23 protein-coding genes and 1 tRNA gene are annotated in these 22,875 nt (G+C 64.8%); 10 read left to right on the top strand and 14 right to left on the bottom strand.

Annotated features, from left to right (window positions below):
* Nucleotides 1–21 precede the first annotated feature (21 nt).
* Entirely contained in the window at nt 22–765 is a 744-nt protein-coding gene (locus tag I5E68_RS10100) for a GntR family transcriptional regulator (protein WP_323982129.1), read from the top strand.
* Between the two features lie 54 nt (nt 766–819).
* On the opposite strand, the gene I5E68_RS10095 is transcribed toward I5E68_RS10100, so the two are convergent.
* From I5E68_RS10095 to I5E68_RS10080, 4 genes are read right to left on the bottom strand one after another with little or no spacing between them, the layout of a single operon-like run.
* Nucleotides 820–1,833, bottom strand: a complete 1,014-nt coding sequence (locus tag I5E68_RS10095; RefSeq protein ID WP_197163430.1) for a zinc-dependent alcohol dehydrogenase family protein — start codon at nt 1,831–1,833, stop codon at nt 820–822.
* Entirely contained in the window at nt 1,830–2,744 is a 915-nt protein-coding gene (locus I5E68_RS10090) for a polysaccharide deacetylase family protein (protein ID WP_197163428.1), read from the bottom strand. The genes I5E68_RS10095 and I5E68_RS10090 overlap by 4 nt, the downstream gene beginning before the upstream one ends.
* Nucleotides 2,745–2,746: 2 nt before the next feature.
* Nucleotides 2,747–3,643, bottom strand: coding sequence for a polysaccharide deacetylase family protein (locus tag I5E68_RS10085; RefSeq protein WP_197163426.1), 897 nt, complete (start codon nt 3,641–3,643; stop codon nt 2,747–2,749).
* Nucleotides 3,643–4,323: an isochorismatase family protein gene (locus tag I5E68_RS10080; protein WP_197163424.1), complete on the bottom strand. Its 681-nt coding sequence runs from the start codon at nt 4,321–4,323 to the stop codon at nt 3,643–3,645. The genes I5E68_RS10085 and I5E68_RS10080 overlap by 1 nt, the downstream gene beginning before the upstream one ends.
* A gap of 274 nt (nt 4,324–4,597) precedes the next feature.
* On the opposite strand from I5E68_RS10080, the gene I5E68_RS10075 reads away from it, so the two are divergent.
* The 4 genes from I5E68_RS10075 to I5E68_RS10060 all read left to right on the top strand — a co-directional run bounded on the left by I5E68_RS10075 (nt 4,598) and on the right by I5E68_RS10060 (nt 8,714).
* Nucleotides 4,598–4,888, top strand: a complete 291-nt coding sequence (locus I5E68_RS10075; RefSeq protein ID WP_197163422.1) for a DUF1330 domain-containing protein — start codon at nt 4,598–4,600, stop codon at nt 4,886–4,888.
* A gap of 67 nt (nt 4,889–4,955) precedes the next feature.
* Complete coding sequence (locus tag I5E68_RS10070) at nt 4,956–5,990, top strand: formylglycine-generating enzyme family protein (protein WP_197163420.1); 1,035 nt, start codon at nt 4,956–4,958, stop codon at nt 5,988–5,990.
* Nucleotides 5,987–8,188 (top strand): xanthine dehydrogenase family protein molybdopterin-binding subunit, encoded by a 2,202-nt coding sequence (locus I5E68_RS10065; RefSeq protein ID WP_197163418.1) that lies wholly within the window; start codon nt 5,987–5,989, stop codon nt 8,186–8,188. The genes I5E68_RS10070 and I5E68_RS10065 overlap by 4 nt, the downstream gene beginning before the upstream one ends.
* A 13-nt stretch (nt 8,189–8,201) precedes the next feature.
* Nucleotides 8,202–8,714 carry a (2Fe-2S)-binding protein gene (locus tag I5E68_RS10060; protein WP_197163416.1) on the top strand — a complete coding sequence of 171 codons (513 nt, stop codon included), beginning with the start codon at nt 8,202–8,204 and terminating at the stop codon, nt 8,712–8,714.
* 83 nt (nt 8,715–8,797) lie between these two features.
* Here I5E68_RS10060 and I5E68_RS10055 read toward each other — a convergent pair whose 3' ends face one another.
* The 10 genes from I5E68_RS10055 to I5E68_RS10010 all read right to left on the bottom strand — a co-directional run bounded on the left by I5E68_RS10055 (nt 8,798) and on the right by I5E68_RS10010 (nt 17,875).
* Complete coding sequence (locus I5E68_RS10055; protein ID WP_197163414.1) at nt 8,798–9,322, bottom strand: DUF3598 domain-containing protein; 525 nt, start codon at nt 9,320–9,322, stop codon at nt 8,798–8,800.
* 330 nt (nt 9,323–9,652) lie between these two features.
* Nucleotides 9,653–9,838 (bottom strand): hypothetical protein, encoded by a 186-nt coding sequence (locus tag I5E68_RS10050; RefSeq protein ID WP_197163411.1) that lies wholly within the window; start codon nt 9,836–9,838, stop codon nt 9,653–9,655.
* Nucleotides 9,835–10,614, bottom strand: a complete 780-nt coding sequence (locus tag I5E68_RS10045; RefSeq protein ID WP_197163409.1) for an MBL fold metallo-hydrolase — start codon at nt 10,612–10,614, stop codon at nt 9,835–9,837. Before I5E68_RS10045 ends, I5E68_RS10050 begins: the two co-directional genes overlap by 4 nt.
* Nucleotides 10,611–11,420 carry a TatD family hydrolase gene (locus I5E68_RS10040; protein ID WP_197163407.1) on the bottom strand — a complete coding sequence of 270 codons (810 nt, stop codon included), beginning with the start codon at nt 11,418–11,420 and terminating at the stop codon, nt 10,611–10,613. Before I5E68_RS10040 ends, I5E68_RS10045 begins: the two co-directional genes overlap by 4 nt.
* A complete protein-coding gene (gene metG / locus I5E68_RS10035) occupies nt 11,420–12,991 on the bottom strand; it encodes a methionine--tRNA ligase (protein ID WP_197163405.1) in 1,572 nt (523 codons plus the stop codon). The genes I5E68_RS10040 and metG overlap by 1 nt, the downstream gene beginning before the upstream one ends.
* Nucleotides 12,992–13,022: 31 nt before the next feature.
* Nucleotides 13,023–14,012: a DNA polymerase III delta subunit-related protein gene (locus tag I5E68_RS10030; protein ID WP_197163403.1), complete on the bottom strand. Its 990-nt coding sequence runs from the start codon at nt 14,010–14,012 to the stop codon at nt 13,023–13,025.
* Entirely contained in the window at nt 14,009–14,668 is a 660-nt protein-coding gene (gene tmk / locus I5E68_RS10025; RefSeq protein WP_197163401.1) for a dTMP kinase, read from the bottom strand. The genes I5E68_RS10030 and tmk overlap by 4 nt, the downstream gene beginning before the upstream one ends.
* Nucleotides 14,665–15,849, bottom strand: a complete 1,185-nt coding sequence (locus tag I5E68_RS10020) for a D-alanyl-D-alanine carboxypeptidase family protein (RefSeq protein ID WP_197163399.1) — start codon at nt 15,847–15,849, stop codon at nt 14,665–14,667. Before I5E68_RS10020 ends, tmk begins: the two co-directional genes overlap by 4 nt.
* Nucleotides 15,850–15,948: 99 nt before the next feature.
* Entirely contained in the window at nt 15,949–16,950 is a 1,002-nt protein-coding gene (locus I5E68_RS10015) for a septal ring lytic transglycosylase RlpA family protein (protein WP_228726918.1), read from the bottom strand.
* A gap of 7 nt (nt 16,951–16,957) precedes the next feature.
* The gene (locus I5E68_RS10010) at nt 16,958–17,875 is read right to left on the bottom strand and encodes a lytic murein transglycosylase (protein ID WP_228727128.1); all 918 of its coding nucleotides are present in this window, start codon (nt 17,873–17,875) and stop codon (nt 16,958–16,960) included.
* Between the two features lie 264 nt (nt 17,876–18,139).
* Here I5E68_RS10010 and I5E68_RS10005 point away from each other — a divergent pair.
* The 5 genes from I5E68_RS10005 to I5E68_RS09985 all read left to right on the top strand — a co-directional run bounded on the left by I5E68_RS10005 (nt 18,140) and on the right by I5E68_RS09985 (nt 22,793).
* Nucleotides 18,140–18,229 (top strand) — tRNA-Ser (locus I5E68_RS10005).
* Between the two features lie 160 nt (nt 18,230–18,389).
* Entirely contained in the window at nt 18,390–19,604 is a 1,215-nt protein-coding gene (locus I5E68_RS10000; protein WP_197163393.1) for a tyrosine-type recombinase/integrase, read from the top strand.
* 154 nt (nt 19,605–19,758) lie between these two features.
* Nucleotides 19,759–19,971 (top strand): helix-turn-helix transcriptional regulator, encoded by a 213-nt coding sequence (locus I5E68_RS09995; protein WP_197163391.1) that lies wholly within the window; start codon nt 19,759–19,761, stop codon nt 19,969–19,971.
* The gene (locus I5E68_RS09990) at nt 19,968–20,657 is read left to right on the top strand and encodes a DUF1441 family protein (protein ID WP_197163389.1); all 690 of its coding nucleotides are present in this window, start codon (nt 19,968–19,970) and stop codon (nt 20,655–20,657) included. Before I5E68_RS09995 ends, I5E68_RS09990 begins: the two co-directional genes overlap by 4 nt.
* Nucleotides 20,658–20,717: 60 nt before the next feature.
* The gene (locus I5E68_RS09985; RefSeq protein ID WP_197163387.1) at nt 20,718–22,793 is read left to right on the top strand and encodes a phage terminase large subunit family protein; all 2,076 of its coding nucleotides are present in this window, start codon (nt 20,718–20,720) and stop codon (nt 22,791–22,793) included.
* The last annotated feature ends 82 nt before the right edge of the window (nt 22,794–22,875 follow it).

Here is a 22,875-nt window from a genome sequence, read left to right as displayed (position 1 = left end):
GACAAGCAACAAGGGAAAGACGTGCTCGATCGCGAAGGAGCGGTACCGCTCTACCACCAGATCTACCTGCAGCTGCGCGACGAGATCCTCTCGGGTCAGCGCGCCTATGGTTCGGCCATGCCGACCGAGCAGGAACTGGCACAGTTCTACGACGTGTCGCGCATCACCGCGCGGCGGGTCCTGAACGACCTTGCCGACCAGCATTACGTCGAACGTCGCCGCCGCGTCGGCACGCGGGTGATCTTCAAGTCACCCGCCAAGCCGATCGAGGCCAACCTCGAACAGGCCTACGATTCGCTCATCGCCTTCGGTGAGGGCACCAGCGTGCACGTCATGCTGGTCGAGGAGGTCGCAGCACCGGCGCGTGTTGCCACCAGCCTGCGCATCGCGCCGGGAACCCCGGTGATCCGCTCGGTCAGGGTGCGCCATCTCGACGATGAGAACGTCTCGATCGGCTATATCGTCAGCTACGTGCCGGTCGATCTCAAGGATTTCGTCACCAAGGAAAAGCTCAGCGGTGCGCCGATCCTCAAGGTACTCGATGCAGCCGGGTATCATCCGCACCGCGCAGAGCAGACCATCAACGCGGTGCTTGCCGACGGCGAGATGGTCGGAATGCTCGATGTTGCCGGCAATTCCGCGATGCTGCGCATAACCCGTACGGTCTTCGATGCGCAGGACCGCCCGTTCCTGCTGACCTACGCCCACTACCGGGCGGACCGTTTCCATATCCGCATGGATTTGCACGAACCCGGGATGGGCTGATTTTTCAATGATATGCCGGGCGGGCGCCGGACCTGCCGACGCCCGCCCGTTCGATCAGGAAACCTTCACCAGCACCTTGCCCTGGTGATTGCCCGACTTGAGGTAGTCGAGCGCCTGCGCCATCTCGTCGAAGGCGAAGGTCTTGTCGACCACGGGGGCGAAGTCGTTGGCTTCCATCGCCCGCAGCAGGTTCACCAGCATTCCGCGGCTGCCCGAGGCGATCCCCTTGATCACGAGGTTCTTGCCGATGATACCGCCGTAGTTGGGCAGCGGACCGTCTGCGCTGCCCACACCGATCAGGACGACGCGCGCGTTGCAGGCGGCGGCATTGATCGACATCGGCAGCGTGTGCTGGCCGCCAGTCTCGGCGATGATGTCCGCGCCGCGCCCACCGGTCTGCTTGAGCAGCTCGGCGGCCCAGTCGGGGCTGGTGCGATAGTTCACCGTGTAGTCGGCGCCCATCTTGCGCGCTTCCTCGAGCTTCTCGTCGCTCGACGAGGTGATCGCGACGAAGGCGCCGTTGGCCTTGGCGATCTGCAGCGCGGCCATCGAGACACCTCCGGTGCCAAGGGCGAGCACGAGGTCGCCAGCCTTCACCTCGCCGATGACCGAAACCGCGTGCCATGCCGTCAGCGTGGCGGCGGCGAGCGGGGCGGCTGCCTCGTCGGAAAGGCTTGCCGGCACCTTGACCAGCGCGCCTGCCGGAACCTTGATGTACTCGGCGGCCCAGCCATCGGTGAAAGTGCCGAGATCCTTGCCGAAGTAGCTCATGTCGAACGGGCCATCGTGCCAGGCGACGAAGTGCGGGCACACCGCGCGATCGCCCACGGCGACCTGCGTGACCCCGTCACCGACCGAGACGACTTCGCCCAGACCCTCGGCCAGGGGAATGCGATCCTCGGCCTTCTTCGCGCCGTAACGGCCTTCGAGGATCTGGATGTCGCGGTTGTTGAGGCAGGCAAGGCGCACCTTGAGCACGGCCTCGCCGGGCCCGGCGACCGGATCGGGGCGCTCGGTGAGCGTCAGCGAGGAGATACCTTCCTGCGTTCCAAGGACGTAAGCTTTCACATCTGGCTCCTGAACTGGTCGAGAATGTCGCAGCCGCGCGCGAACCAGTTGCCGTCGCGGGCCTTGAGGTCCACCAGCAGCTGCTCGAAGGCATCCATGCGATAGGGCAGACCGATGATGTAGGGGGTAAGGTGCATGGGCAGCATGCGTGCGCCGAAGCGCGGCGTTTCCGCTGCCAGCCAGTCGAAGGCATCGAGCATCTGCTGCGCGTAGCTGTCGGCCGACTGCTGCTGCACGGTGATGATCTGGCGATCCGAAAGCTCGTGGTTGAGCGGAATGTTCACCAGCCCGTTGTTGAAGGCATAGGGCAGCTCGTCATTCACCCAGTCGCAGCAATACTCGATACCCGCCTCTTTCAGCAGATCCATCGTGGCAAAGCTCTGCTGGCGGGCAATCGAGTGCCAACCGCGCGGCTTTACCCCTGCAATGTCGGAGAGCACGGCAATGCTTTCGGTGATGAGCTTGCGCTCCTCCTCGACGGGCAGCGTCGATGCGATCGTGCCGTTCATGTCGGTCGAATGGGCTATGATCTCGTGCCCGGCATCGACGATGTCGCGGATGACCTGCGGATAGCGCTGGGCGATCGCGGCATTGGCCGCAACCGACACCTTGGCACCGACCTTCTCGAAGGCATCGAGCAGGCGGTAGAAGCCGACCCGGGTGCCGTATTCGCGCGAGGTGTAGTGGCGATAGTCGGGATAGGCCGTCTGCATGTGGCCCGGCGCCTTGAACGGGGTGCTCTCGGGCGTGATCGGGAACCATTCGAGGCTCACCACCATCCAGGTCGCGACCCTTTTGCCTTCGGGCCAGGCGAGCGGCTTGCGCTCCTCCATGACCGAGTAGGGGAACAGCTCGTGGTCGTAGCCGAGGCGGCGCTTGGGGTATTCGAGATATTCGGGATCGAGGCTCATGATCACGCCTCCTTCTGCTGCACGGCGCGCCAGGCGTCCGCGATGTCGCCCGAGCGCGTGATCCACGCGCGTCCACCGTCTCCGGCGTCCGCAGCAATGTGTTTGAGGACGTCCTCGAAGGGACCGATGCGGTGGGGCTGGCCGATGAGATACGAGTGGAGCGGAATGCACATGACCGTGCCCGAAGGCTCGGCGGCAAGACGCTCGTACTGGCGGATCAGCGTGTCGGCGTATTCGCGCGGGCTCATGTTGTAGACGAAGAAGCCGTAGTGGTCGTTGACCTCGAGGCTGTAGGGCATCGAGATCAGGTCGCCGGTCTTGGTCTTCACGCGCTGGGGCTGGTCGTCGTGGTAGAGGTCGCAGGTATAGTCGAGACCATACTCGGCGATCAGATCAAGCGTGCGCGGGGTGTGGGTGAGGGCAGGTGCCAGCCATCCACGGATCGTCTGGCCGGTCGCATCGCGCACGGTCTTGATCGAATCCTCGATGATCGCGCGTTCCTGCGCCTCGTCCATCCCGTAGGAATAGCGGGTGTTGTAGATCCCGTGGCTGAAGAATTCCCAGCCCCGCTGGTTGGCGTCCTCGACCACGTTGGGGTGGTGCTGGCACAGCGCAACCGAGAGGCTGACCGAGCCCGGAAAACCGTGCTTCGACATGACTTCGGCCATGCGCCAGTGGCTGACTCGGTTAGCGTGGTCGCGGTGCGACTGGCGCACGACGTCGGGGTGCGGCATCGCCCAGGACTTGCGGTGCGGATTGGCCGGCGGATTGATCTCGTAGAACTCGAGGTTCGGCGAGATCCAGACCGCGACCTTCTTGTCGCCCGGCCAGGCAAACGGCTTGCGCCCGCGATAGGGCGCGAAGTCGTAGAGGCCGGGGTCCTTTTCGCCCTCGTTCATCAGCGCGCCTCCAGCCAGTCGATCACGGTCTGGACCGGCTCGACATCGGCATACTTGATGGCGAGGTCGGTGAGGTTGGCGAAGTGGAAGCTTTCGTGCTTGTCGGCGCAGGTCTCGATCGGGACGATGGTGCGATAGCCGCGGCTGAGGCTGTCGACGGCGGTCGCACGGATGCAGCCCGAGGTCGAGCCGCCGGTCACGATCACGGTATCGACCTTGTGCCACACCAGCAGGCTCTGCAGCGGGGTCTCGAAGAAGGCCGAGGGCATGCGCTTGGTGTAGATCATGTCGGCCGGATCGATCTCGCAGCGATCGTCGAAGGCGTGGCGGCGCGACTCGTACTTGATGTTCTGGAGCGAATCCGGGGTATCGCTGCGCGTGCCCCATACGCCCGCATCGCTGCCGTCCTCGGCATAGGCGACGTGGGTCCAGATCACCGGCATGCCTTTCTCGCGGGCGAGGCGCGAGATCGTGTTGGTGTACTCGATCTGGCGCGGATCGGTCTCGTAGGCGGTCTTGAACTCGTCGAGACGGGTGTAGGCATTCTGGAAGTCGACGTTCACGATCGCCAGCTTCTCGCCAAAACCGAACTTGGCGCGGCTCGGATTGGCGATGGTTTCCTCGAAGATCTGGCGTGCGGTCTTGCCGTCGCAGACCATCTTCGTGCCGACGATGCTCATCTTGTCATACCTCTTCAAAGCGTTGGGGGGACCTTGCCCGCAGTGAAAGACACGGCCGGACGCAATGTCCGCCATATGCATGTGCCTATCCGAGCAATGGATATAGTTCTAGGTCAAATTGGTCTGTGTCGGCTCCAGTGTCGCCCCAAGGCAGGCAAGCGCGTGCATTACTCACGCTGCAATCCGCAGGTCGGATAGCTGCAACGCCCCGGTGTCCCGATCACATCGAACCGACCGACACCATGCCCAGCACACACAAGAGGAGTAAGTCCGCATGGCCGCATGGCTCGTCGTTACCGCCAAGATCCACGACCGCGAGGCCTTCCTCGCCAGCGGCTACCCGCAGGAGGCCGCACGCCTGCAGAGCGCGGCCGGCGGCGAATACATCGTGCGTGGTCCGGGCAGCGTGCTCGAGGGCGACATCGCACCGGGCACCTCGGTCATCGTCACGCAGTGGCCCGACCGCGCTAGCGCCGAAGCGTTCTGGAACTCGCCGGAATATGCGGCGGCCAAGAAGCTGCGCGAAGGGCTTGCCGAGATCACCTGCATGGTCGTCGGCGACTGAGACTTCGACAAGTGAGCATGAACGGGCGCGCAGGGCTACTCCGTGCCCGTGTGAGGGGGAGAGAGACTTGAACACGATCATCACGCAGCAGCGACTTTGCGCGGGCGTCATCGGCGTCGCACTGGTCATGACCGCGGCGACAGTGTCGCAGCAAACCGCCCACGCCGAAACGAAGGCCGATGGCGTCGTCGCGCCAGGCACGGTCTTTGCGGATTGCGAGGATGTTTGCCCGCAGATGGTCGCGATCGCACCGGGCGGCTTCGTCATGGGCGCCGATGCCGGAGAAGAGGGCAGGCCGGAAGGTGCGCCGCACCGCGTCGAGATCGGCTACGGTTTCGCCCTTGGGCGCACCGAGGTGACCAATGCGCAATATGCCCGCTTCGTCGCCGCGACCGGGCATCCGGTCTCGACGGGGTGTCGTTCGATCGACGCAGCCAGCGGCAAGGTCGAGAAGATGCCCGAAGCCGACTTCCGCCATCCCGGTCCCGGCGCCGGCGAGGGCGCCCCGCAGCTACCGGTCGTTTGCATCTCGTGGACTGACGCGCAGGCATACGTTGCCTGGCTCTCCGAGACGACGGGTCACCACTATCGCCTGCCGACCGAGGCCGAGTGGGAATATGCCGCGCGTGCCGGTTCAAGCGCCGACTACAGCTGGGGCAGTTCCGCAGATGCAGGCTGTGCTCACGCCAATATGCTCGATGAGGATGGCGCGCAGGGCGGGATGATCCCGGTATTCGGCGGTCAGGCCAAGGGCGAGGCCCCGGCGATCCCGCATGCGCGCTGCCGCGACGGCCACGCAGGCGCTGCGCCGGTGGCAAGCTATGCCCCCAATGCCTTCGGCCTTTACGACATGATCGGCAATGTCTGGGAATGGACGCAGGACTGCTATGCCGCGCCCTATCCGCAGGCCGTGCCGAGCGATGGTAGCGCCTACGTCGCTCCGGCCACGCAGTGCCCCTTGCGCGCAGTACGCGGCGGAAGCTGGATCAGCACGCCCTTCCGCAACCGCGTCTCGTGGCGCGGGCGCGATCCGGTCGATCAGGTGACCTGGATCTTCGGCCTGCGCGTGGCGCGCGACCTGCCTGAAGGGGTACCGCAATGAGCGCGACAGGGCTGCTCAACCTTTCGCGGCGTGGTTTCGTTGCGAGCCTCGGTCTCGCTTCGGGCACGGTTCTGCTCGGGCTCGCGCCGCAAGCCGCATTTGCCGAGAGCGCCGCGTCTAGCGAAGAGGCCGCACAGTTCGGCGCGATGCTCGCCATAGCGCCCGATGGGGTGGTCTCGCTGATCGTTCCATCGAGCGAACTGGGGCAGGGTACTCAAGAAGCCCTCGCGCGGATGGTCGCAGAAGAACTCGACTGCGACTTTGCACGCATGGAAGTCAGGCTGCCCTGGGCTGACCGCGCCTTCATCAACCCCATCGCGCAAAAGCAGATGACCGCCAATTCGATGACCGTCGTGGGTTACTACGCGGCCATGCGCAGGCTCGGCGCGACAACACGCGCGATGTTGCTGGAGGCCGCCGCGGCGCAGCTTGGCGTAGCGGTGGACGAGCTTTCCACCCGCTCCGGTACAATCGTCCATGCGGCCTCGTCGCAAAGCCTCGGGTTCGGTGACGTCGCCGCCCGCGCAGCCCATCTGCCGGTGCCCGAGAACGTCGCCCTCAAGCAACCTTCCGAATTCACCGTGATCGGCGGCAAGAGCCTGCGCAAGGACCTGCAGGCGAAGGTCACCGGCACGGCGCAATTCGGCATCGACGTGCACGAGGAGGGCATGCTCACCGCCAGTCTCGCGCTGGCGCCCCACCCGAAGGCACGGTTCACGGTGGAGGGGATCGAGGCCGCGCGCGCCATGCCCGGCGTCGTCGCCGTAGTTCCCGTGACCGGCGGCATGGCGGTGCTGGCAGATCGCTTCTGGCGCGCCAAGAGCGCGGCTGAAAAGCTGGAGCTGACGGTCACCTCCTCGCCGATCGAGGGGCTTGATGATGCCTCCCTGTCGGCCCGGCTCGATGCAGCCTTTGACGAGGTTGCGCCCAAGCCCTTTCCCAAGCTCGACATATCGACCTTCCCGCCAAAGATCATCATGGCCGACCTCGAGGCCCTCGACGCCGCATTTTCGGGCGCTGAGCGGGTGATCGAGGCCGCCTACGAAGTGCCGCATCTGGCCCACGCGACGCTCGAACCGCTGGTCTGTGCGGCCAGGCTGGACAGCGAGGGCCTGCTCATCCGCGGTCCGCTGCAGGATCCCGAGACGAGCCGTATCCTCGGGGCGAAGCTGAGCGGCCTGCCTCTCGAACAGGTGCGTGTCGAGGTGACTTACGTCGGCGGCGGTTTCGGTCGCAAGTGGGGCACCGATTTCGTCGGCGTCGCGGTCGAGGCCGCGCGCGGTGCGCCCGGACGTCTGGTCAAGACGATCTGGACCCGCGAGCAGGACATGGCGGGCGACCAGTTCCGGCCCGCCTACAAGGCGCGTTCGCGCGCCGCGATCGATGCCGCAGGCAAGGTCACCGCGCTGCATTCGCGCGTCGCAGGTCAATCGATCATGGCCTACCATGGCCGCAAGGGCATGCACGGGATGGAGGACATGGGCGATCTGACCGCCGCCGGGCAGCTGATCTACGAGGCCTACAACCCGGAAAAGCTGATCGAGTACCACGAGCTCGACTTGACCGTGCCGGTCGGCTTCTGGCGCTCGGTCTCGATGTCGCAGAACGCCTTCTTCGCCGAAAGCTTCATCGACGAGATCGCCCGCGAGACCGGCCGCGATCCGCTCGAGTTGCGGCTCGAACTGCTCGATGGGCATCCGCGCATCACCCCCGTCCTGAAGCGGGCAGCCGAGATGATCGGCTATGGCCAACCGCGCGAGCCGGGCATCGGGCGGGGCATCGCCTTCAGTTACGCGCAGAGCAATTTCTGCGCTATCGGCTTCGAGGTCGGCCTCGACGACACGCTGCTCAGCCTGCGCCGGATCGCGTGCGCCTGCGACTGCGGTCTGATGATCGACCCGGCGAGTGTCGAGGGACAGGTCACAGGCGGGATCGTGTTCGGCCTGCAGGCCGCGCTGTGGGGCGAGGTCAAGTTCGAGAACGGCGAGCCAACCGCGCGCAACTTTACCGATTACCGCATGCCGATGATGATGGAAGTGCCACCGATCGAGGTCGCGCTCATGCCGGGCAGCGATGAGCCGGGCAATGTCGGCGAAGCCTCGACCCCGGTGGTCGCACCGGCTCTCGCCAATGCCATCGTCGATGCCGGTGGTCCGCGTATCCGTGCGCTGCCGATCGCGCGCACGCTGACGATCTGAAAGGAGAGGGGCCATGACGACCTCCACGACGACCGTTTTGACGGTCAACGGCAGCAGGCGCGAAGTCTCGGCCGAGCCCGATACGCCACTGCTCTGGGTGCTGCGCGAGGACCTCTCGCTGCCTGGCACGAAGTTCGGCTGCGGGATCGGCATGTGCGGTGCCTGTACGATCCACGTCGATGGCGCTGCGACGCGCAGCTGCCAGGTTCCGCTCGCCTCGCTGGAAGAGGGCGCGCAGATCGTGACCATCGAGGGTCTCCCCGGCGAAGGGGTGCCCGGAACGGCAGATGAACCCGGGGAGAGGGGGCTTCACCCCATCCAGGATGCCTGGCTGGAAGCCCAGGTCCCGCAATGCGGATACTGCCAGCCCGGCATGATCATGGCTGCCGCCGCACTCCTGCGCGAAAACCCCACCATCGACGCCGAGACGGTTCGCGCCTCGATCACCAACATCTGCCGATGCGGGACCTATCCGCGCGTTGCCGAGGCCGTGGCAGCCGCGGCGAGGGCGCTCGGCCAGTCCTGAACGGGCACGCTTGGCACAAACGAAACGGCCCGGGATCAGCGATCCCGGGCCGGCTCATTGTGAAGGCATGAAAGGATGGAAAATCAGTCGGTTGGCGGACCATCGTTCGACCAGTTCTGCCAGTCGGGCGTGATGAACTTCTCGTCGATCAGCGTGCGCTGGTAGCAAATGCCATCGCGGAACCACTGCCAGGTCCGGGCGCGGTGCGTGCGCGCATCGTTGTTCTGGATCATCTCGTAGAGATAGATGCCGGGCTCGTCCTTGCGCGTCCAGTTGAGGCAGGTCGAACGGTTGAAATCGTCCGGCTGCATGGCTGCGGCCCAACCCTTGATCAGGTCATTGTCCCACCAGATGCGGCCGTCGCGATATTCGGCTGGAAAATCGCGGATGTCGACGCGCCCGTCATCCCAGAAATAGTAGTTGGTCTGGTGGTAGTGATCGACGCCGTCCTTGTTGAACAGCCGGCAGATCAGGCGCGAGCGGTGCTGGTCGACGAGTTCGCCGGTCTTGGCATCGTAATAGCGGTACCAGCCTTCCCAGACGCCTTCGTTGGCGGCGAGCAGGGGCATGGCTTCGCGCACGCCGGGCTTGTTTGCAGTGGAGGTCATTACTGCCAATCCTTGGAGCTGTTGGTCATGAATCATGTGCAAGTGGACCGCTGGTCCGGTCATTGCTGACAAGACCATGCGCCGGCGGGACGAACTTCATGATGACAAGAACAGGCTGTCCGGCTCGCGGACAATGCAATCGTTATGGTGCGATGGACGGTGGCATCATGTCGTTGGACGCATTCTTGAGGTGCATTCGGACCGAGGAATGCAATGATCAATTTTGCGGGGTTCTGTGGCGACTGGGGCTTCCGGCCACGTTGAAGTGATAATATGTATTATGTAAAAAAGGTGGCAGGATAAGGCGAGAGGAGCCATCTCTCTCAGATATCAGCCAGCGAGTTCCAATCCGGCTATATCAATGACGATAACGAGCCCGAGAATGATCGCCGCCCAGATCAGCGCAAGCCGGATAACGCGCGCGCTACCCATGGTGCGAAAACCCGAATGGCGTGAAACCAGCAGCAAACAGGCCAGCACCGCGACGATCGAGACCACGGAGCCGGTCGTGATCATGGCTCGATCACCATGCCGTCGTAGGCGACCGCGACGTTGTCGGGGATCTCGGCCGAGAGCGTCGCGTAATCCATGCTCTTGTCGAGATGGGTGAGCACCGCCCTACCCGCACCGCTCGTCTTCGCCAGGTCCAGCGCCATGGCAAGGTGCGAATGCGTGGGATGCGGCTCACGGCGCAGGCAATCGACGATTAGCACGTCGGTGTCCTCGCAAAGCTCGATCATGTCGCGCGTCACCTCGCTGAAATCGGTGAGATAGCAGATCGAAGCACCATCGCAGTCGAACCGGAACCCGGTCGATTGCGCCGGACCATGCGGCATCTGCGTGTGCTCGACCCGAAAGCCTTCGCACAGGCGCAGGTTATCGAGATTGTCGAGGCTGACAAGCGTGGGATACCCGTGCTGACCTGCAAAGACGTAACCGAAGCGCTGGCGCAGGCGCCGCACGGTTTCGCTCGCGGCAAAGCCCGAGAGCGGACCGGCGCGGCCATAGCGTAAGGGCCGCAGGTCATCGATGCCGTGGCAGTGGTCGGCGTGGTCGTGAGTCCAGAAGATCGCGTCGATGCGATGGATGTCGTTGGCGAGCAGCTGCGCGCGCAGATCGGTCGGGGTATCGACGAGAATTCGGCTTCCAGCCTCGCTCTCGAGCAGGATCGAGACCCGGGTACGCCGGTTGCGCGGCTCGTTCGGGTCGCACTTGCCCCAGTCCGCGCCGTTCTCGCCGCCGAGACGCGGCACGCCGGTCGAAGTCCCGCTGCCCAGGATCGTGACCTTCACGAGGCCGCGACCTCGGGCAGGACGCCGGGAAGCTTCGCCTTGCTGAAAAGCCCTGCGAAGTTGCGCGTGGTATCCTCACCGAGCTGCTCGAGCGTGACACCGCGCAAATCCGCGACGAAGCGGGCGGTGTCGCCGGTGTAGGCAGGCTCGCAGCGCTTCCCGCGGTGCGGAACCGGGGCGAGGAACGGGCTGTCGGTCTCGACCAGCAGCTTGTCAGCAGGGACCTCGGCCGCGAATTCCTGCAGGTCCTTCGCGTTCTTGAAGGTGACGATGCCCGAAAGACTGATCGTCAGCCCGAGGTCGAGCACCTTGCGCCCGAACTCCGCGCTTGCGGTGAAGCAGTGGATCAGCGCGGGGAACGCGCCCTTACCCATCTCGTCCTCGAGGATCGCGACGGTATCGTCCTCCGCCTCGCGGGTATGGATGATGAGCGGCAGGCCGGTCTTGCGCGCCACTGCGATGTGGGTGCGGAACAGAGCCTGCTGCACCGCCCGGTCGGACTTGTCGTAATAATAGTCGAGCCCCGTCTCGCCGATGGCGATGACGCGCGGATGCGCCGTCGCCTCGAGCAGCGCTGCTTCGCCGAGGTCGGCGTGCGCGTCGGCCTCGTGCGGATGGATGCCGACCGATGCCCACACGTCCGCCTCGCGCTCGGCGGTCGCGATCACCCTCTCCCACTCGCTGCGCCGGGTCGAGATGTTGAGGAAGCCGGCGATGCCGGCCGCCCTCGCCCGATCGAGAACACCGGCCTGATCCTCGACCAGGCCTTCGTATTCGAGGTGACAGTGGGAATCGATCAGGAGCATCAGGCAGCGGGGTCCTTGGCGGGTTCTTCGGGCAGTTCGAGGCGCGGGAAGACGCCCTGCGGCTTGTCGACGACGAAGCCCGAGGCGGCGAGCGTCTCGAACCAGTCGGTCTGCGCTAGGACGTCGTAATCGCGTGCCTCGCTTGCAACCCCCATCTGGTCGAGCAGCCGGTCGATCGACTGCGGCACGACCGGGCGCAGCGCGATGGCAAGGTCGCGCACGACGCGGAACAGCGTCATCAGCACGGCTTCCATGCGCGCCGGATCGCTCTTGCGCAGCGCCCAGGGGGCCTGTTCGTCGACGTACTGGTTGCAGGCAAATACCGCCCGCATCCAGGCCTCGAGCCCGGTGCTGAAATCAAGCTCGTCGAAGGACTTGCGCATCGCCGCAATGCCTTCGCTCACGGCGCTGAACAGTGCGGCATCGGCTTCGGAGACTTCCAGTCCGGCCTTCAGTTCGCCGCCCATGTTCTTGAAAATCATGGAAAGACTACGCTGCGCAAGATTGCCGAAGCTGTTCGCGAGTTCGGCATTGCAACGCGTAACGATGGCTTCGGCGGACCACGAACCGTCCTGACCGAAGGCGACCTCGCGCAGGAAGAAGTAGCGCAGCGTATCGACCCCGAAGGCGTCGGCCAGCGCGATCGGATCGGTCACGTTGCCCAGCGACTTCGATTCCTTCTGCCCGCGATTGAGCAGGAAACCATGGCCGAAGACCTGACGCGGAAGCGGCAGGTCGGCGCTCATCAGGAACGCAGGCCAGTAGACCGTGTGGAAGCGCACGATGTCCTTGCCGATCAGGTGGAGCGCCGCGGGCCAGTAGCGCGCGTAGTCGCCGCCCTCCTCGGGGAAGCCGAGGCCGGTGAGGTAGTTGGTCAGCGCGTCGACCCACACGTACATCACATGGTTGTCCGAGCCCGGAACCTTCACGCCCCAGTCGAAGCTGGTCCGCGAGATCGAGAGATCGCGCAGGCCACCTTCGACGAAGCGTGCAATCTCGTTGCGGCGGCTCTCGGGGCGGATGAAGTCACCCGAAGCGTAGAGTTCGAGCAGCTTGTCCTGATATTTCGAAAGACGGAAGAACCACGATTCCTCGACCGTCCACTCGACCGGTGTGCCTTGCGGAGAGAGCTTGGTGCCATCCTCGCCCGTGACGAGTTCGCTCTCGTCGTAGTAAGCCTCGTCACGCACCGAGTACCAGCCCTCGTAGCGGTCGAGGTAGAGGTCGCCCTTGGCCTCCATGCGGCGCCACAGTTCCTGCGTAGCTGCGTGGTGGCGCTCTTCGGTGGTGCGGATAAAAACGTCGTATCCGACATTAAGAGCATCGCACATGTCACGGAAATATCCGGACATTTCCGTCGCGAGTTCGGCCGGAGTGGTGCCCAGCTCGCGCGCCTTCTGCATCATCTTGAGGCCGTGCTCGTCGGTCCCGGTCTGGAAGCGCACGTCGTAGCCTTCGGCCTTGCGGTTGCGGGCGATGACGTCGGCAGCGATGGCCTCGTAGGCATGGCCGATGTGCGGGCGGCCATTCGGGTACGAGATGGCGGTGGTGATGTAATAGGGCTCGCGCATGCGGCCGGCTCTTTCCTGTTCGGGTATGGGGTCAGCGAGCGCGTTCTCTAGGCATTGCAGTCGATGCCAGCAACCCGCCAATCTCCATTATGAGCAGACCCGCGTCGAAATTGTAGGTCGGCGCCTTGACCAGCAGCTGCGTGAGCGTCTTGTGCGCCTCGATGATCTTGAGCTGACGGGCGCGCCCACTGCCCGCAAGTTCGGCGAAAAGCACCGCGCGCGCAAGTTCGAGAGCGGCGAGCTGGCGCTCGCGGGTGGGCCGTGCGCCCATTTCGTTGACGAGGGCGCCGCGCAGGGCAAAGCCGGGATCGCCTTCGCGCAGGATCCGGGCCATCAGCGCGTGGATAGCGCCCAGGTCCTGCTCGACGAAGCTGCGTGCAAGCCCGGGCGAGCCCTGCGCCGCAGCGATCGCTGCCGCACGCGCCTCGGCATCGGCCTCGGGTGCCTCGCGCATCAGCATCGCATCGAGCTGCGTACCCGAGAACGGCGCGAAGCGCAGCAGCCTGCAACGCGAGCGCACGGTTGGCAGCAGCCGTCCGGGCTGGTGCGCGAGCAGAAGGAAAAAGGTGCCTGCGGGCGGCTCCTCGAGGACCTTGAGCAGCGCGTTGACCGCGCCGGTTTCCAGCGCATCGGCAGGCTCGACGATGATCGCGCGGCGCTCGCCAAGGGTGGGCTTGGTCGAGAGCTTGCGGATCATGTCGCGGATCTGGTCGACCGAGATATTGCGCTTGGTCTGGAAGGGCTTGCCCTCGGCCTTCTTCTTGGCCTCGTCGTCGTTCGCGGGCAGCGGTTCGAGCACGTGGATGTCGGGATGGCTGGCAAACTCGGACTGCGAGGCTCCCTCGCGATGTACCAGCGAAAGCGCGGCTTCGCGCGCGAAAGTCTGCTTGCCCAGCCCCTTGGCGCCTGCCAGCAGCCAGGCGTGGTGCATGCGCTCGGAACCGAGCGCGCGCTTCCATTCGGACCAGGCCTCGTCCTGTCCGCTCGCCGTCTTCTCGAACCTGGCCGCAATCGCGTTCATGGCTCCATCCGTGAGGGCAAGTCATCGAGCGCGGCCATGATGCGCGCATGCGTTTCCTCGGGCCCTGCGTTCCCGTCGATCCGGGCGAAACGTTCGGGTGCTTCCTCGGCGAAGCGCGCAAAGGCGGTTGCGACGCGGGCGTGATAGGCCGCATCGCGCGATCCGATCAGGTCGGTTCCATCGACGTCGCGCAAGGCGAGACGGCGTGCCGCTTCCTCGGGCGCAACCTCGACCAGCACGGTGAGGTCTGGCAGCAGACCCTCGCTGCCGATCGCGTGGAGCGTGCGGATATCCGCGTCGGAGAGACCGCCGCCGCCACCCTGATAGGCCCGGCTCGAGTCGAGAAAGCGGTCGCAGACCACCCATGCCCCGCGCGCGAGTGCCGGTCGGATCAGCCGTTCGACATGATCTGAACGCGCAGCGGCGAAGAGCAATGCCTCTGCGCGCGGCATCCAGCCCACCTTCTCGCCGTCAGCGCCAGCACAGCCTTCGAGCAGGAGAGAGCGGATCGCCTCGGCCCCGCCGGTGCCACCCGGCTCGCGGGTAACCACGACCTCGAGCCCGCGCGTACGAAGGGCCTCGGCGAGCAGCCGGGCCTGGGTCGACTTGCCGGCCCCTTCCCCGCCCTCGAGTGCGATGAAACGTCCCTGTGTCATCGCAGCAGGTTGACCAGACCGTTGCGCAGTCTGTCCAGCCCTTCGGCCTTGGGGACGTCGGCCCCGGCGTAAAGCGGCACACGGCCCGGGGCGAGGCCCTCGACCTGAATTTCGAGGTCGCCGACGCGGTCTCCCTTGGCGACCGGGGCCACCAGCGGTCCGCGATAATGCGCCTTGAGCGTGATCTTGCGGTCAGGTGCCGAGGCGGGAAGAAGCGCATGAACCTCGCGCTCGGTGACGAGCGGGACCGAACGCGCCGCTCCATCCTGCACCTTCGCCTCGGTCACGGTCGCGCCGACATCGAAGAGGTGACGTGCCTGCCACTGCGCGAAACCCCACTCCATCAAGGCGCGCGCGGCGGCATCGCGCACGGTATGCGTGGGCGATCCGGCCAGCACCATGACCATGCGGCGCCCGTCGCGCTCTGCAGTCCCGAGGAAATTGTAGCCCGCCTCGCGGGTATAGCCGGTCTTGATCCCGTCCGCGCCCGGCACCACGCCGACCGTCGGATCGTGCGAGCGCATCGCGACGTCGCGCCAGAAGTAGCGCTTCACGCCCGAGAACTCGCGATAGAGCTTGGGATGGCGCGTGATCATCGCATCGGAGAGGCGCACCAGATCGCTGGCGGTGACGTAAGTATGACCCTCGTCCATCCAGCCATTGGGCGTATTGTAGTGGCTGCGGCTCATGCCCAGACGCTGAGCAGCCGCGTTCATTTTTTCGGTCCACGCCTCGACGCTGCCGGCATAGCCCTGGGCCAGCACCACGCAGGCATCGTTGGCCGATGCCGTCATGATCGCGTGAAGCAGTTCGCGCGCAGTCGGATGGTCGTTGGTGGTGAGGTACATGGTGGTGCCCTTGGCCCACCACTCCTTCTGCGTCTCGGGGCGTACGTCGAACCGGCGGTCGAGCGAGAGGCGCCCGGCGTCGATCTCCTCGAACGCGACGAAGGCGGTCATCACCTTGGTCACCGAGGCGGGCAGGAACGGGATGTCGGGGCGGCGCTGCTCGAGCACCTGGCCCGAGCCCAGATCGACCAGCAGGCTGACAGGGATCGGTGCAAGTTCTTCAGGCGGTACCGGATTGCCGCTGTCGGCAAGAAGCGCCGAGGGCGCGAGCGATGCGGTAAGGCTCGCCGCGCAGGCGGCAAGGGCAACGACAGACTTCCGGTACGACTTCAAGACCCGCTTCTCCGTTCCACCCGGCCTTAGCTGGCTCGGGCCTTGTCCAGGTCCGGATCCCGATGTCGAGCAGCGATGACGCAGCTTCGCCCGAAGGTCTCAGTTCACTGGCTGGATTCGTGCATCGCTATAGCCTGCCGCCTTCGCCTTCTCCAGCGCGGGCGCAGCTTTTGCACGACTGGGATAAGGGCCCATGCGCACGAGCCAGTACTTGCCCGGATGAACGACGAAACCACCTATCTGGGCGGCGATCTTGCGCGCGCTCGCCTCGACCGAAAAAGCTGCGACCTGAACCACGATCGATCCGCTTGCCGAGGATGCAGGCGATGCCGGAGGCGCCGCGGAAGCGGCACTTTTCGGCGGTACGGGCTGTACCACTGGGGTTGCGGTCGCCGCAACATTCGCGCCCTTGCGCTCGGGAGCGTTCGAAGCGGTGGTCCCGTCCGGCACCCCGGCGGGCGAAGAGGCACTTGCAGGTGATGGAGCGCCAGCGGTCCCGATCATGCCTGCAGGCGCCGCAGGCGCATCGGGTACGGCGGGCGGCGTGGATGCGGCAGGTTGTGCAAGCAATGTCGGCGCATCCTTGAGGTTACGCCGCAGGACGCGCAGCAGGCCCTCGGGCGTCGCCATGCGCTCGGGCGCCTCGCCGCCCTGTCGCAGCAGAGCGCGCTCCGCCTCGGGTGGATTGACCCGGCGCACGCGCACCGGCGCGGGCTTGCCTGTGCCGATTCCGAGCTGCGCCGCTGCCGCCGCCGAGAGTTCGACGAGCTGGTCGTTGACCATGGGGCCGCGCCGCTCGACCCGAACGAGGATCGTGCGACCGCTGTCCAGCGCGGTCACCTCGATATAGCTGGGAAGCGGAAGGGTCTTGTGCGCGGCACTGACGCCTGCCCCCTCGCCGATGACCGCCATGCCGACAGCATCGTAGTTGAGCTGATCGACCGGTTTGTACGTGGTCGATCCGATCGTGAAGGGTTCCCCGACGACGACCGGATAGTCGGCCGCCGGTCCGCTACGCGGCTCCTGCGCGGCTGCGTCTTGCGGCGCGCGCGCCAGAGCGGGCGCTCCAAGCAGCAGCGCGGTTAGCGCGACGAGCCTCAAGGCTCGTTCAGCGGGCAATCTCATCGGCAAGCAACCCCACGGAAAGTGCGTAGTAATTCGAGCAGTTGTACTGCAAGATCACTCGATAATTCCCGGTTAACAGGTAGGCAGGCGTGCCCGGTCCGTCGGGCTGGAAAAGCGATGCAAGCACGTCGGCGCCGATGGGACCGCGCGGGTTCACGCCAAGCGCACGCCACTCGGAGACCGTCTTCCACTGCGAGTGGCGCTCGTGCACCGCCTTGCAGCTCGGGGCATCAAGCTTGCTGGCATAGGCGTCGAGGTTGAAGCCGCCCGGCACCGATGCCGCCACACCCCAGGGTTGCCCTGCCCGCCAGCCCGCGTCCTGAAAATAGCGGGCGATCGACGCAAGGGTGTCTGCCGGACTGTTGAAGATGTCGCGCGTACCGTTGCCGTCACCATCGGTTGCGAGCCGCAGGTAGACGCTGGGCAGGAACTGCGGATTGCCGAGCGCCCCGGCCCAGCTTCCCTTGAGCTGCGATGCCGGCACGCCCTGATCGACCATCTTCATCAGTGCGATCAGCTCGCCTTCGAACAGGTCGCGGCGTCGCCCTTCCCACGCCAGCGTCGCCAGCGAGCGCGCGGTGTCGAAATCGCCGGTGTAGCTGCCGTAATTGGTCTCGTGCCCCCAGATCGCGAAAAGCACCGAGGCGGGCACCCCGTAGCGCTGCTCGATCGAAGGGAGCAGCGAGCCAAGCTGCTGGTAGCGCGAGCGGCCGCGCGAAACGATCGAATCCCCGACGTGGCGTGCGATGTACGGCGCCATCGGCGGCGGTGCACTGCGCCGGCCCGGCTGCGCGGTATCGAGCTCGATCACCCGCTGGTTGGGCGTGAGACCCGATAGCGTGCGCGATATCGTTCCTTCGCTGACACCCTGCTTCCGGGCGTGATCGGCTACGACACGCATGTAGCTGTCGAAACTTTCCGTCTGCGCACAAGCCGAAGCAAGCGGCGTGACGATGGCCGCGAACAGCGTGAAGACACGGGCGAAACGATTGGTTCGCAAAGGTAAGCTGAATTTCATCAGCTGCGATTCTTGCATAATCACGCCGCCTTGGGAATGGCTCACGCAAGACGATTGGGGACAGGTGTCGCATGTGCAGCGCCCCTCACCGCTGCACGCAAGGCCCTTGCATGGCGCAAACTTTTGGCTATGCGCGTTGATCTGGCTGGACAGGTGGCCGAGTGGTTTAAGGCTCTAGTCTTGAAAACTAGCGTAGGCGCAAGCTTACCGTGGGTTCGAATCCCACCCTGTCCGCCAGCTACCCGGTCCATGGTGTCCCAGAGGGACCAAGAGGGTTATGAAAACCCACGGAAAATCATCCGTTATCGTCCCAGTGCGTCCCATGTAGACCATTGCATCCCGAGCCTAATGTTGTCAGTAAAAGGGTGCTGACAACGGTGGGGCTGACAACAGGGATATGAAAGCCGATCTTGTTTATCGGAACGCGAAACCGCGTGAGAAGGCCTACAACATTTCGGATGGTGGCGGTCTCCATCTGCTGATTCTCCCCAGCGGGCGAAAAACCTGGCGCATCGCCTATCGGTACGCCGGTCAGCAGCGGACCCAGTCGATCGGAGATTATCCGGAAGTGGGACCGCGCGAAGCACGCTCGCATCTGCTGGGAATCAAAGTCCTCCTCGACAAGGGCGCAGATCCAAAGCTGGTTGAGCGCAGCCGGGGTGCCGGGGCCGATCTCGCGCGCGCCGCAGTCGAAGCCTCGTCTGCTCCCACATTCCGGGCTGTCGCAGAGGAGTGGTACGCGAACTGGAAGCTGGGCCGGACGAAGCCTTACGCGGCGCTGGTGAAGAACCGGCTCGAGACCCACGTCTATCCTACGATCGGAGACAAGCCGATCGATACCATCCGCGCGCCCGAGATTCTCGCGCTGTTGCGCACGGTCGAGGGGACCGGCGCGCTCGAGATGTCCCGTCGGCTGCGACAGACCTGCGACCAGGTATTCCGGTATGGCTTCGCGCTCGGCCTGGTTGAGACGAACCCGGCGTCTAACGCGCTGGTGCAAGCCATGAAGCCTCGCCCCAAGGTGCGCCATCACCCAAGCATCCCGGCGGCCGAACTGCCGAACTTCCTGGAACAGTGCCGCACCAAGAGTGGTGCCGGCGAGCTCACCTATCTCGCCATCCTGTTCACGACGCTCACCTGGGCTCGCACGACCGAGACGCGAGAGGCGACCTGGGCGGAATTCGAAGGCGACCTCTGGCGCGTGCCGCCCGAGCGCATGAAGATGAAGCGTGAGCACCTCGTCCCACTCTCGCGCCAAGCACAGCAGGTGGTGGCCAGGCTTCGCGAGATCAGCGAGTCCGATCGGTGGGTTTTTCCGAGCGACCGTAACCCGCTGCGCCCCGCTTCCCAGAACATGATGCTCTATGTCTGCTATCGCCTTGGGTACAGGGGGCGCCTGACGATCCACGGCCTGCGCGGCAGTGCGTCGACCTGGGCGAATGAGACCGGGCTGTACAATTCGGACTGGATCGAGATGGCGTTGGCGCACAGCGAGAACGACAGCGTGCGCGCTGCATACAACTCGGCGGTCTATCTCCCTCAGCGCCAGAAAATGCTACAGGACTGGGCCGATTTTCTCGACGGTGACGAGTTCGACGAGCTGCTGGCCTGAGCACAATTCGGTCGCGAAAATCCCTTTGCACGTGATTCTCTAGTCAATGCGTCGGCGCGAGCTGCTGAGCCCGGCCGTCAATTTGGGTTGACGTTTCAACTTAAACGTGACATTCCGTCCCCGTGATCTGACCGGGTGGGACGCTATGGGACGCATGGGGAATATCGAGTTCTGGCGGCTGGGGAAGGTGGTGACCGTCACCGGTCTGTCGAAATCCGAGATCTATCGCCGGATGGCGAGCGGCAGCTTTCCCGAACCGAAGAAGTATCCGGATTCCAAGATGAACTACTGGGTATCGACCCAGATTATCGACTGGCAGCGGTCCATCTTCGGCGCTGACGAATTCGACGAGCTGCTTGCACAATGAGCGACGACTTCGACGACCTGCTGTCCCCCGCCGCCACCACCGATGTCGCAGCGCGGCGCGCGCGGCGGCGTGAGGTTGACCCTCTGGCGCGCGAGGTGCGACTGGCGGCAAGCGGCAAGGGATCGCTGCGTGCAACGGATTTCATGAAGCCGGTCACGCAGCAGTTTCTGGCCGAGGTCTTCGGCATGGATCCAGCGACGGTCAAGAAGAGGCTCGTTACCTGCCCCGTACTGGGCGAAGGCGGCGGCAACCGGCGGGTCTACGACTTCAAGACGGCCTGCTCGTTCCTGCTCAAGCCACGCATGGACGAGGCGACATTCCTCAAGACGCTGAACCACGCCGACATGCCGCCGATCCTCAACAAGGTGGTCTGGGAAGCCAAGCGCATCAAGCTCAAGTACGAGATCGAGGCAGGACAGGCCTGGGCCACCGAAGACGTGATCGAAGTGCTCGGCCGGGTGTTCATGGCGGTCAAGTCGCACAGCCAGCTCTGGGCCGAATCCATGCGTGAGCTCGGGCTCGACGATGCGACCATGAAGAAGGTCGAGGGTCTCGTCGACGGCTTCTCGAGCGAACTGCACCAAGAACTGGTCGACATGCCCAAGCAGCGGCAGACCCGATCGAAAATCGCGGAGCTCGAGCAGGAACTGCTCGGCGGTGTGCCCGCCTTCGACGAGGAGGACTGAGCCATTAGCGCCCAGCTCGGCCACAATGGCGGCCCTCCCCTTTACGACAGCCTTGAGGACATGGTGGTCGCGACCGCCGAGGCCGTGCGCCCGCCAGAGCGTATCACGGTGTCCGAAGCGGCCGAGACCTACCACATCGTCAACAATCCCGGTCAGCACGTGGGCCCTTTCTCCCTGGAGAAAACCCCATACCTGCGCGAGCCGATGGATGTTCTGACCAGTCTCGATTACACGGGTATGGTCTTTGTCGCCCCCGCGCGTACCGGCAAATCGGCCATGGCGCTCAACTGGCTGTGCCACACCGCGATCACCGATCCGGCCGACATGATGGTCGTGCACATGGCCCAGCACACCGCGCGCGACTGGTCGCAGGCGGATCTTGCCAAGGCGATCCGCAACAGCCCCGAGCTGCGCCGCCGCCTGACCCCCGGGCGACAGAACGACAACACTTTCGACAAGCACTTCCTTTCAGGCATGCGCCTCCTGGTTAGCTGGCCGACGATCACGAACCTTTCGGGCAAGACGATCCCGCGCGGCTGGTTCATGGACTACGACCGCATGCCCCAGGACATCGACGGGGAAGGCAACCCGTTCGACCTTGGCCGCAAGCGCGGCGGCACCTTCAAGCGATATGCGATGTGGGCCGCCGAGGCGTCACCGGGTTTTCCGGTCAACGACGCCAAGTGGACGCCTCGCACACCGCACGAAGCCCCGCCGACCGGCGACGAAAAGGGCGGTGGTATCTTGCAGCTCTACAACCGCGGCGACCGGCGGCGGTTTTACTGGGCCTGCCCGCAGTGCGAGAGTTCCTTCGAACCGCATTTCCGCCTGCTCGACTGGCCCAAGCTCGACAGCGGCGACCTCATGGAAATGGCCGAGCAGGTCACCATGCACTGTCCGCATTGCGGAGGTATCATGGAACCCGGGGAGCAGCGTGCCCTCAACAACGCGGCGCGCTGGGTGAAGGATGGGCAAATCTGGCATCCGTCCAGCGACACGATCACGGGCGATGCGCGGCGCAGCGATATTGCATCGTTCTGGATGTTCGGCCCGGCAGCAGGCTTTACCGACTGGTCGCTGCTCGTGCATCGCTACCTTGTCGCACACGAGCAGTTCGAAAACACCGGCGACGAAGGGCCGCTCATGGTTACGGTCAATACCGACCAGGGTGACGCCTATACCATGAAGGCGACCGAGGGAGGCCGGTTGCCGGAGGAGCTCAAGAGCCGCGCCGAGGACTGGGGGAGCGCCGAGGTCGAACCCTGCATTCCCGCACAGGCTATGGGCGGCTTTCTCGTGTCGACGGTCGACGTGCAGAAGGAATCCTTCGTGGTGCACGTGTTCCTTCTCTCGCACGGCGACATCTGGCACATCGACATGTTCAAGATCCGCAAATCGCAGCGCCTCGACGCGGACGGGGACCGGCAGCGACTCGATCCTGCCGCCTATCCCGAGGACTGGGACCTGCTTGTTCCCGAGGTTCTCGAGAAGGACTATCCGATCAACGACGGGTCCGGGCGGCGCATGCAGGTGAAGATCGTGGGGTGTGACAGCGGCGGCAAGGATGGCGTGACCGCGAACGCCTACGATTTCTGGCGCCGGCTGAGCGCCAAGGGTAACGCGGCACGGTTTCACCTCCTGAAGGGCGCACCCTCGCGCACCGAGACCGCGCCGCTTCGGCGCACCCTGCCCGATTCCCAACAGAAGGATCGCCTGGCGATCGCGCGCGGTGACGTGCCGGTGTGGCTGGTCAATTCCAACATCGTCAAGGATCAGGCATCCAACATGCTGGCGCGAACCGAGGGGCGCGGGATGGTCCGCTTTCCCGACTGGGCACCGGACTGGCTCTATACCCAGCTCACCACCGAGGTGCGCACACCTAAAGGCTGGGAGAACCCGTCGCGGCGGCGCAACGAGGCCTTCGACCTTCTTGCCTACTGCATCGCGTTGCAGCGCCATCCCGATGTTCGCACCCATCTGCCAGGTTTCTGGGATGCCCCGCCCGGCTGGGCTGCGGAATGGGACCGCAACGACCTCGTCTATCTCGAGGGCGAGGATGGCGGACGCCGGTTTGCGGGAAACGAAGGGGTCGACGACGAATTCGATCTCGAGGATCTGGCGGGCAAGCTGGGCTGACTTGATCTCATCAACTCTCGGTTGACAGCGTCCATTAGATCAACTATTGATTGCTATTTCACCCTAAACGTGACATGCAAGG

The organism is Novosphingobium aureum (assembly GCF_015865035.1).
GTDB lineage: Bacteria > Pseudomonadota > Alphaproteobacteria > Sphingomonadales > Sphingomonadaceae > Novosphingobium > Novosphingobium aureum.
The sequence above is the reverse complement of the archived record's forward strand: the minus strand, read 5'-3'. Positions and strand labels throughout refer to the sequence as shown.

Coding starts and splice junctions, on each gene's coding strand:
- tmk (WP_197163401.1), bottom strand. CDS start 14,668: ATGACACAGGGACGTTTCATCGCACTCGAGGGCGGGGAAGGGGCCGGC.
- I5E68_RS10075 (WP_197163422.1), top strand. CDS start 4,598: ATGGCCGCATGGCTCGTCGTTACCGCCAAGATCCACGACCGCGAGGCC.
- I5E68_RS10085 (WP_197163426.1), bottom strand. CDS start 3,643: ATGAACGAGGGCGAAAAGGACCCCGGCCTCTACGACTTCGCGCCCTAT.
- I5E68_RS10010 (WP_228727128.1), bottom strand. CDS start 17,875: ATGCGTGTCGTAGCCGATCACGCCCGGAAGCAGGGTGTCAGCGAAGGA.
- I5E68_RS10065 (WP_197163418.1), top strand. CDS start 5,987: ATGAGCGCGACAGGGCTGCTCAACCTTTCGCGGCGTGGTTTCGTTGCG.
- I5E68_RS10055 (WP_197163414.1), bottom strand. CDS start 9,322: ATGACCTCCACTGCAAACAAGCCCGGCGTGCGCGAAGCCATGCCCCTG.
- metG (WP_197163405.1), bottom strand. CDS start 12,991: ATGCGCGAGCCCTATTACATCACCACCGCCATCTCGTACCCGAATGGC.
- I5E68_RS09995 (WP_197163391.1), top strand. CDS start 19,759: ATGGGGAATATCGAGTTCTGGCGGCTGGGGAAGGTGGTGACCGTCACC.
- I5E68_RS09985 (WP_197163387.1), top strand. CDS start 20,718: ATGGTGGTCGCGACCGCCGAGGCCGTGCGCCCGCCAGAGCGTATCACG.
- I5E68_RS10030 (WP_197163403.1), bottom strand. CDS start 14,012: ATGAACGCGATTGCGGCCAGGTTCGAGAAGACGGCGAGCGGACAGGAC.
- I5E68_RS09990 (WP_197163389.1), top strand. CDS start 19,968: ATGAGCGACGACTTCGACGACCTGCTGTCCCCCGCCGCCACCACCGAT.
- I5E68_RS10000 (WP_197163393.1), top strand. CDS start 18,390: ATGAAAGCCGATCTTGTTTATCGGAACGCGAAACCGCGTGAGAAGGCC.
- I5E68_RS10040 (WP_197163407.1), bottom strand. CDS start 11,420: ATGCTCCTGATCGATTCCCACTGTCACCTCGAATACGAAGGCCTGGTC.
- I5E68_RS10050 (WP_197163411.1), bottom strand. CDS start 9,838: ATGATCACGACCGGCTCCGTGGTCTCGATCGTCGCGGTGCTGGCCTGT.
- I5E68_RS10090 (WP_197163428.1), bottom strand. CDS start 2,744: ATGAGCCTCGATCCCGAATATCTCGAATACCCCAAGCGCCGCCTCGGC.
- I5E68_RS10060 (WP_197163416.1), top strand. CDS start 8,202: ATGACGACCTCCACGACGACCGTTTTGACGGTCAACGGCAGCAGGCGC.
- I5E68_RS10080 (WP_197163424.1), bottom strand. CDS start 4,323: ATGAGCATCGTCGGCACGAAGATGGTCTGCGACGGCAAGACCGCACGC.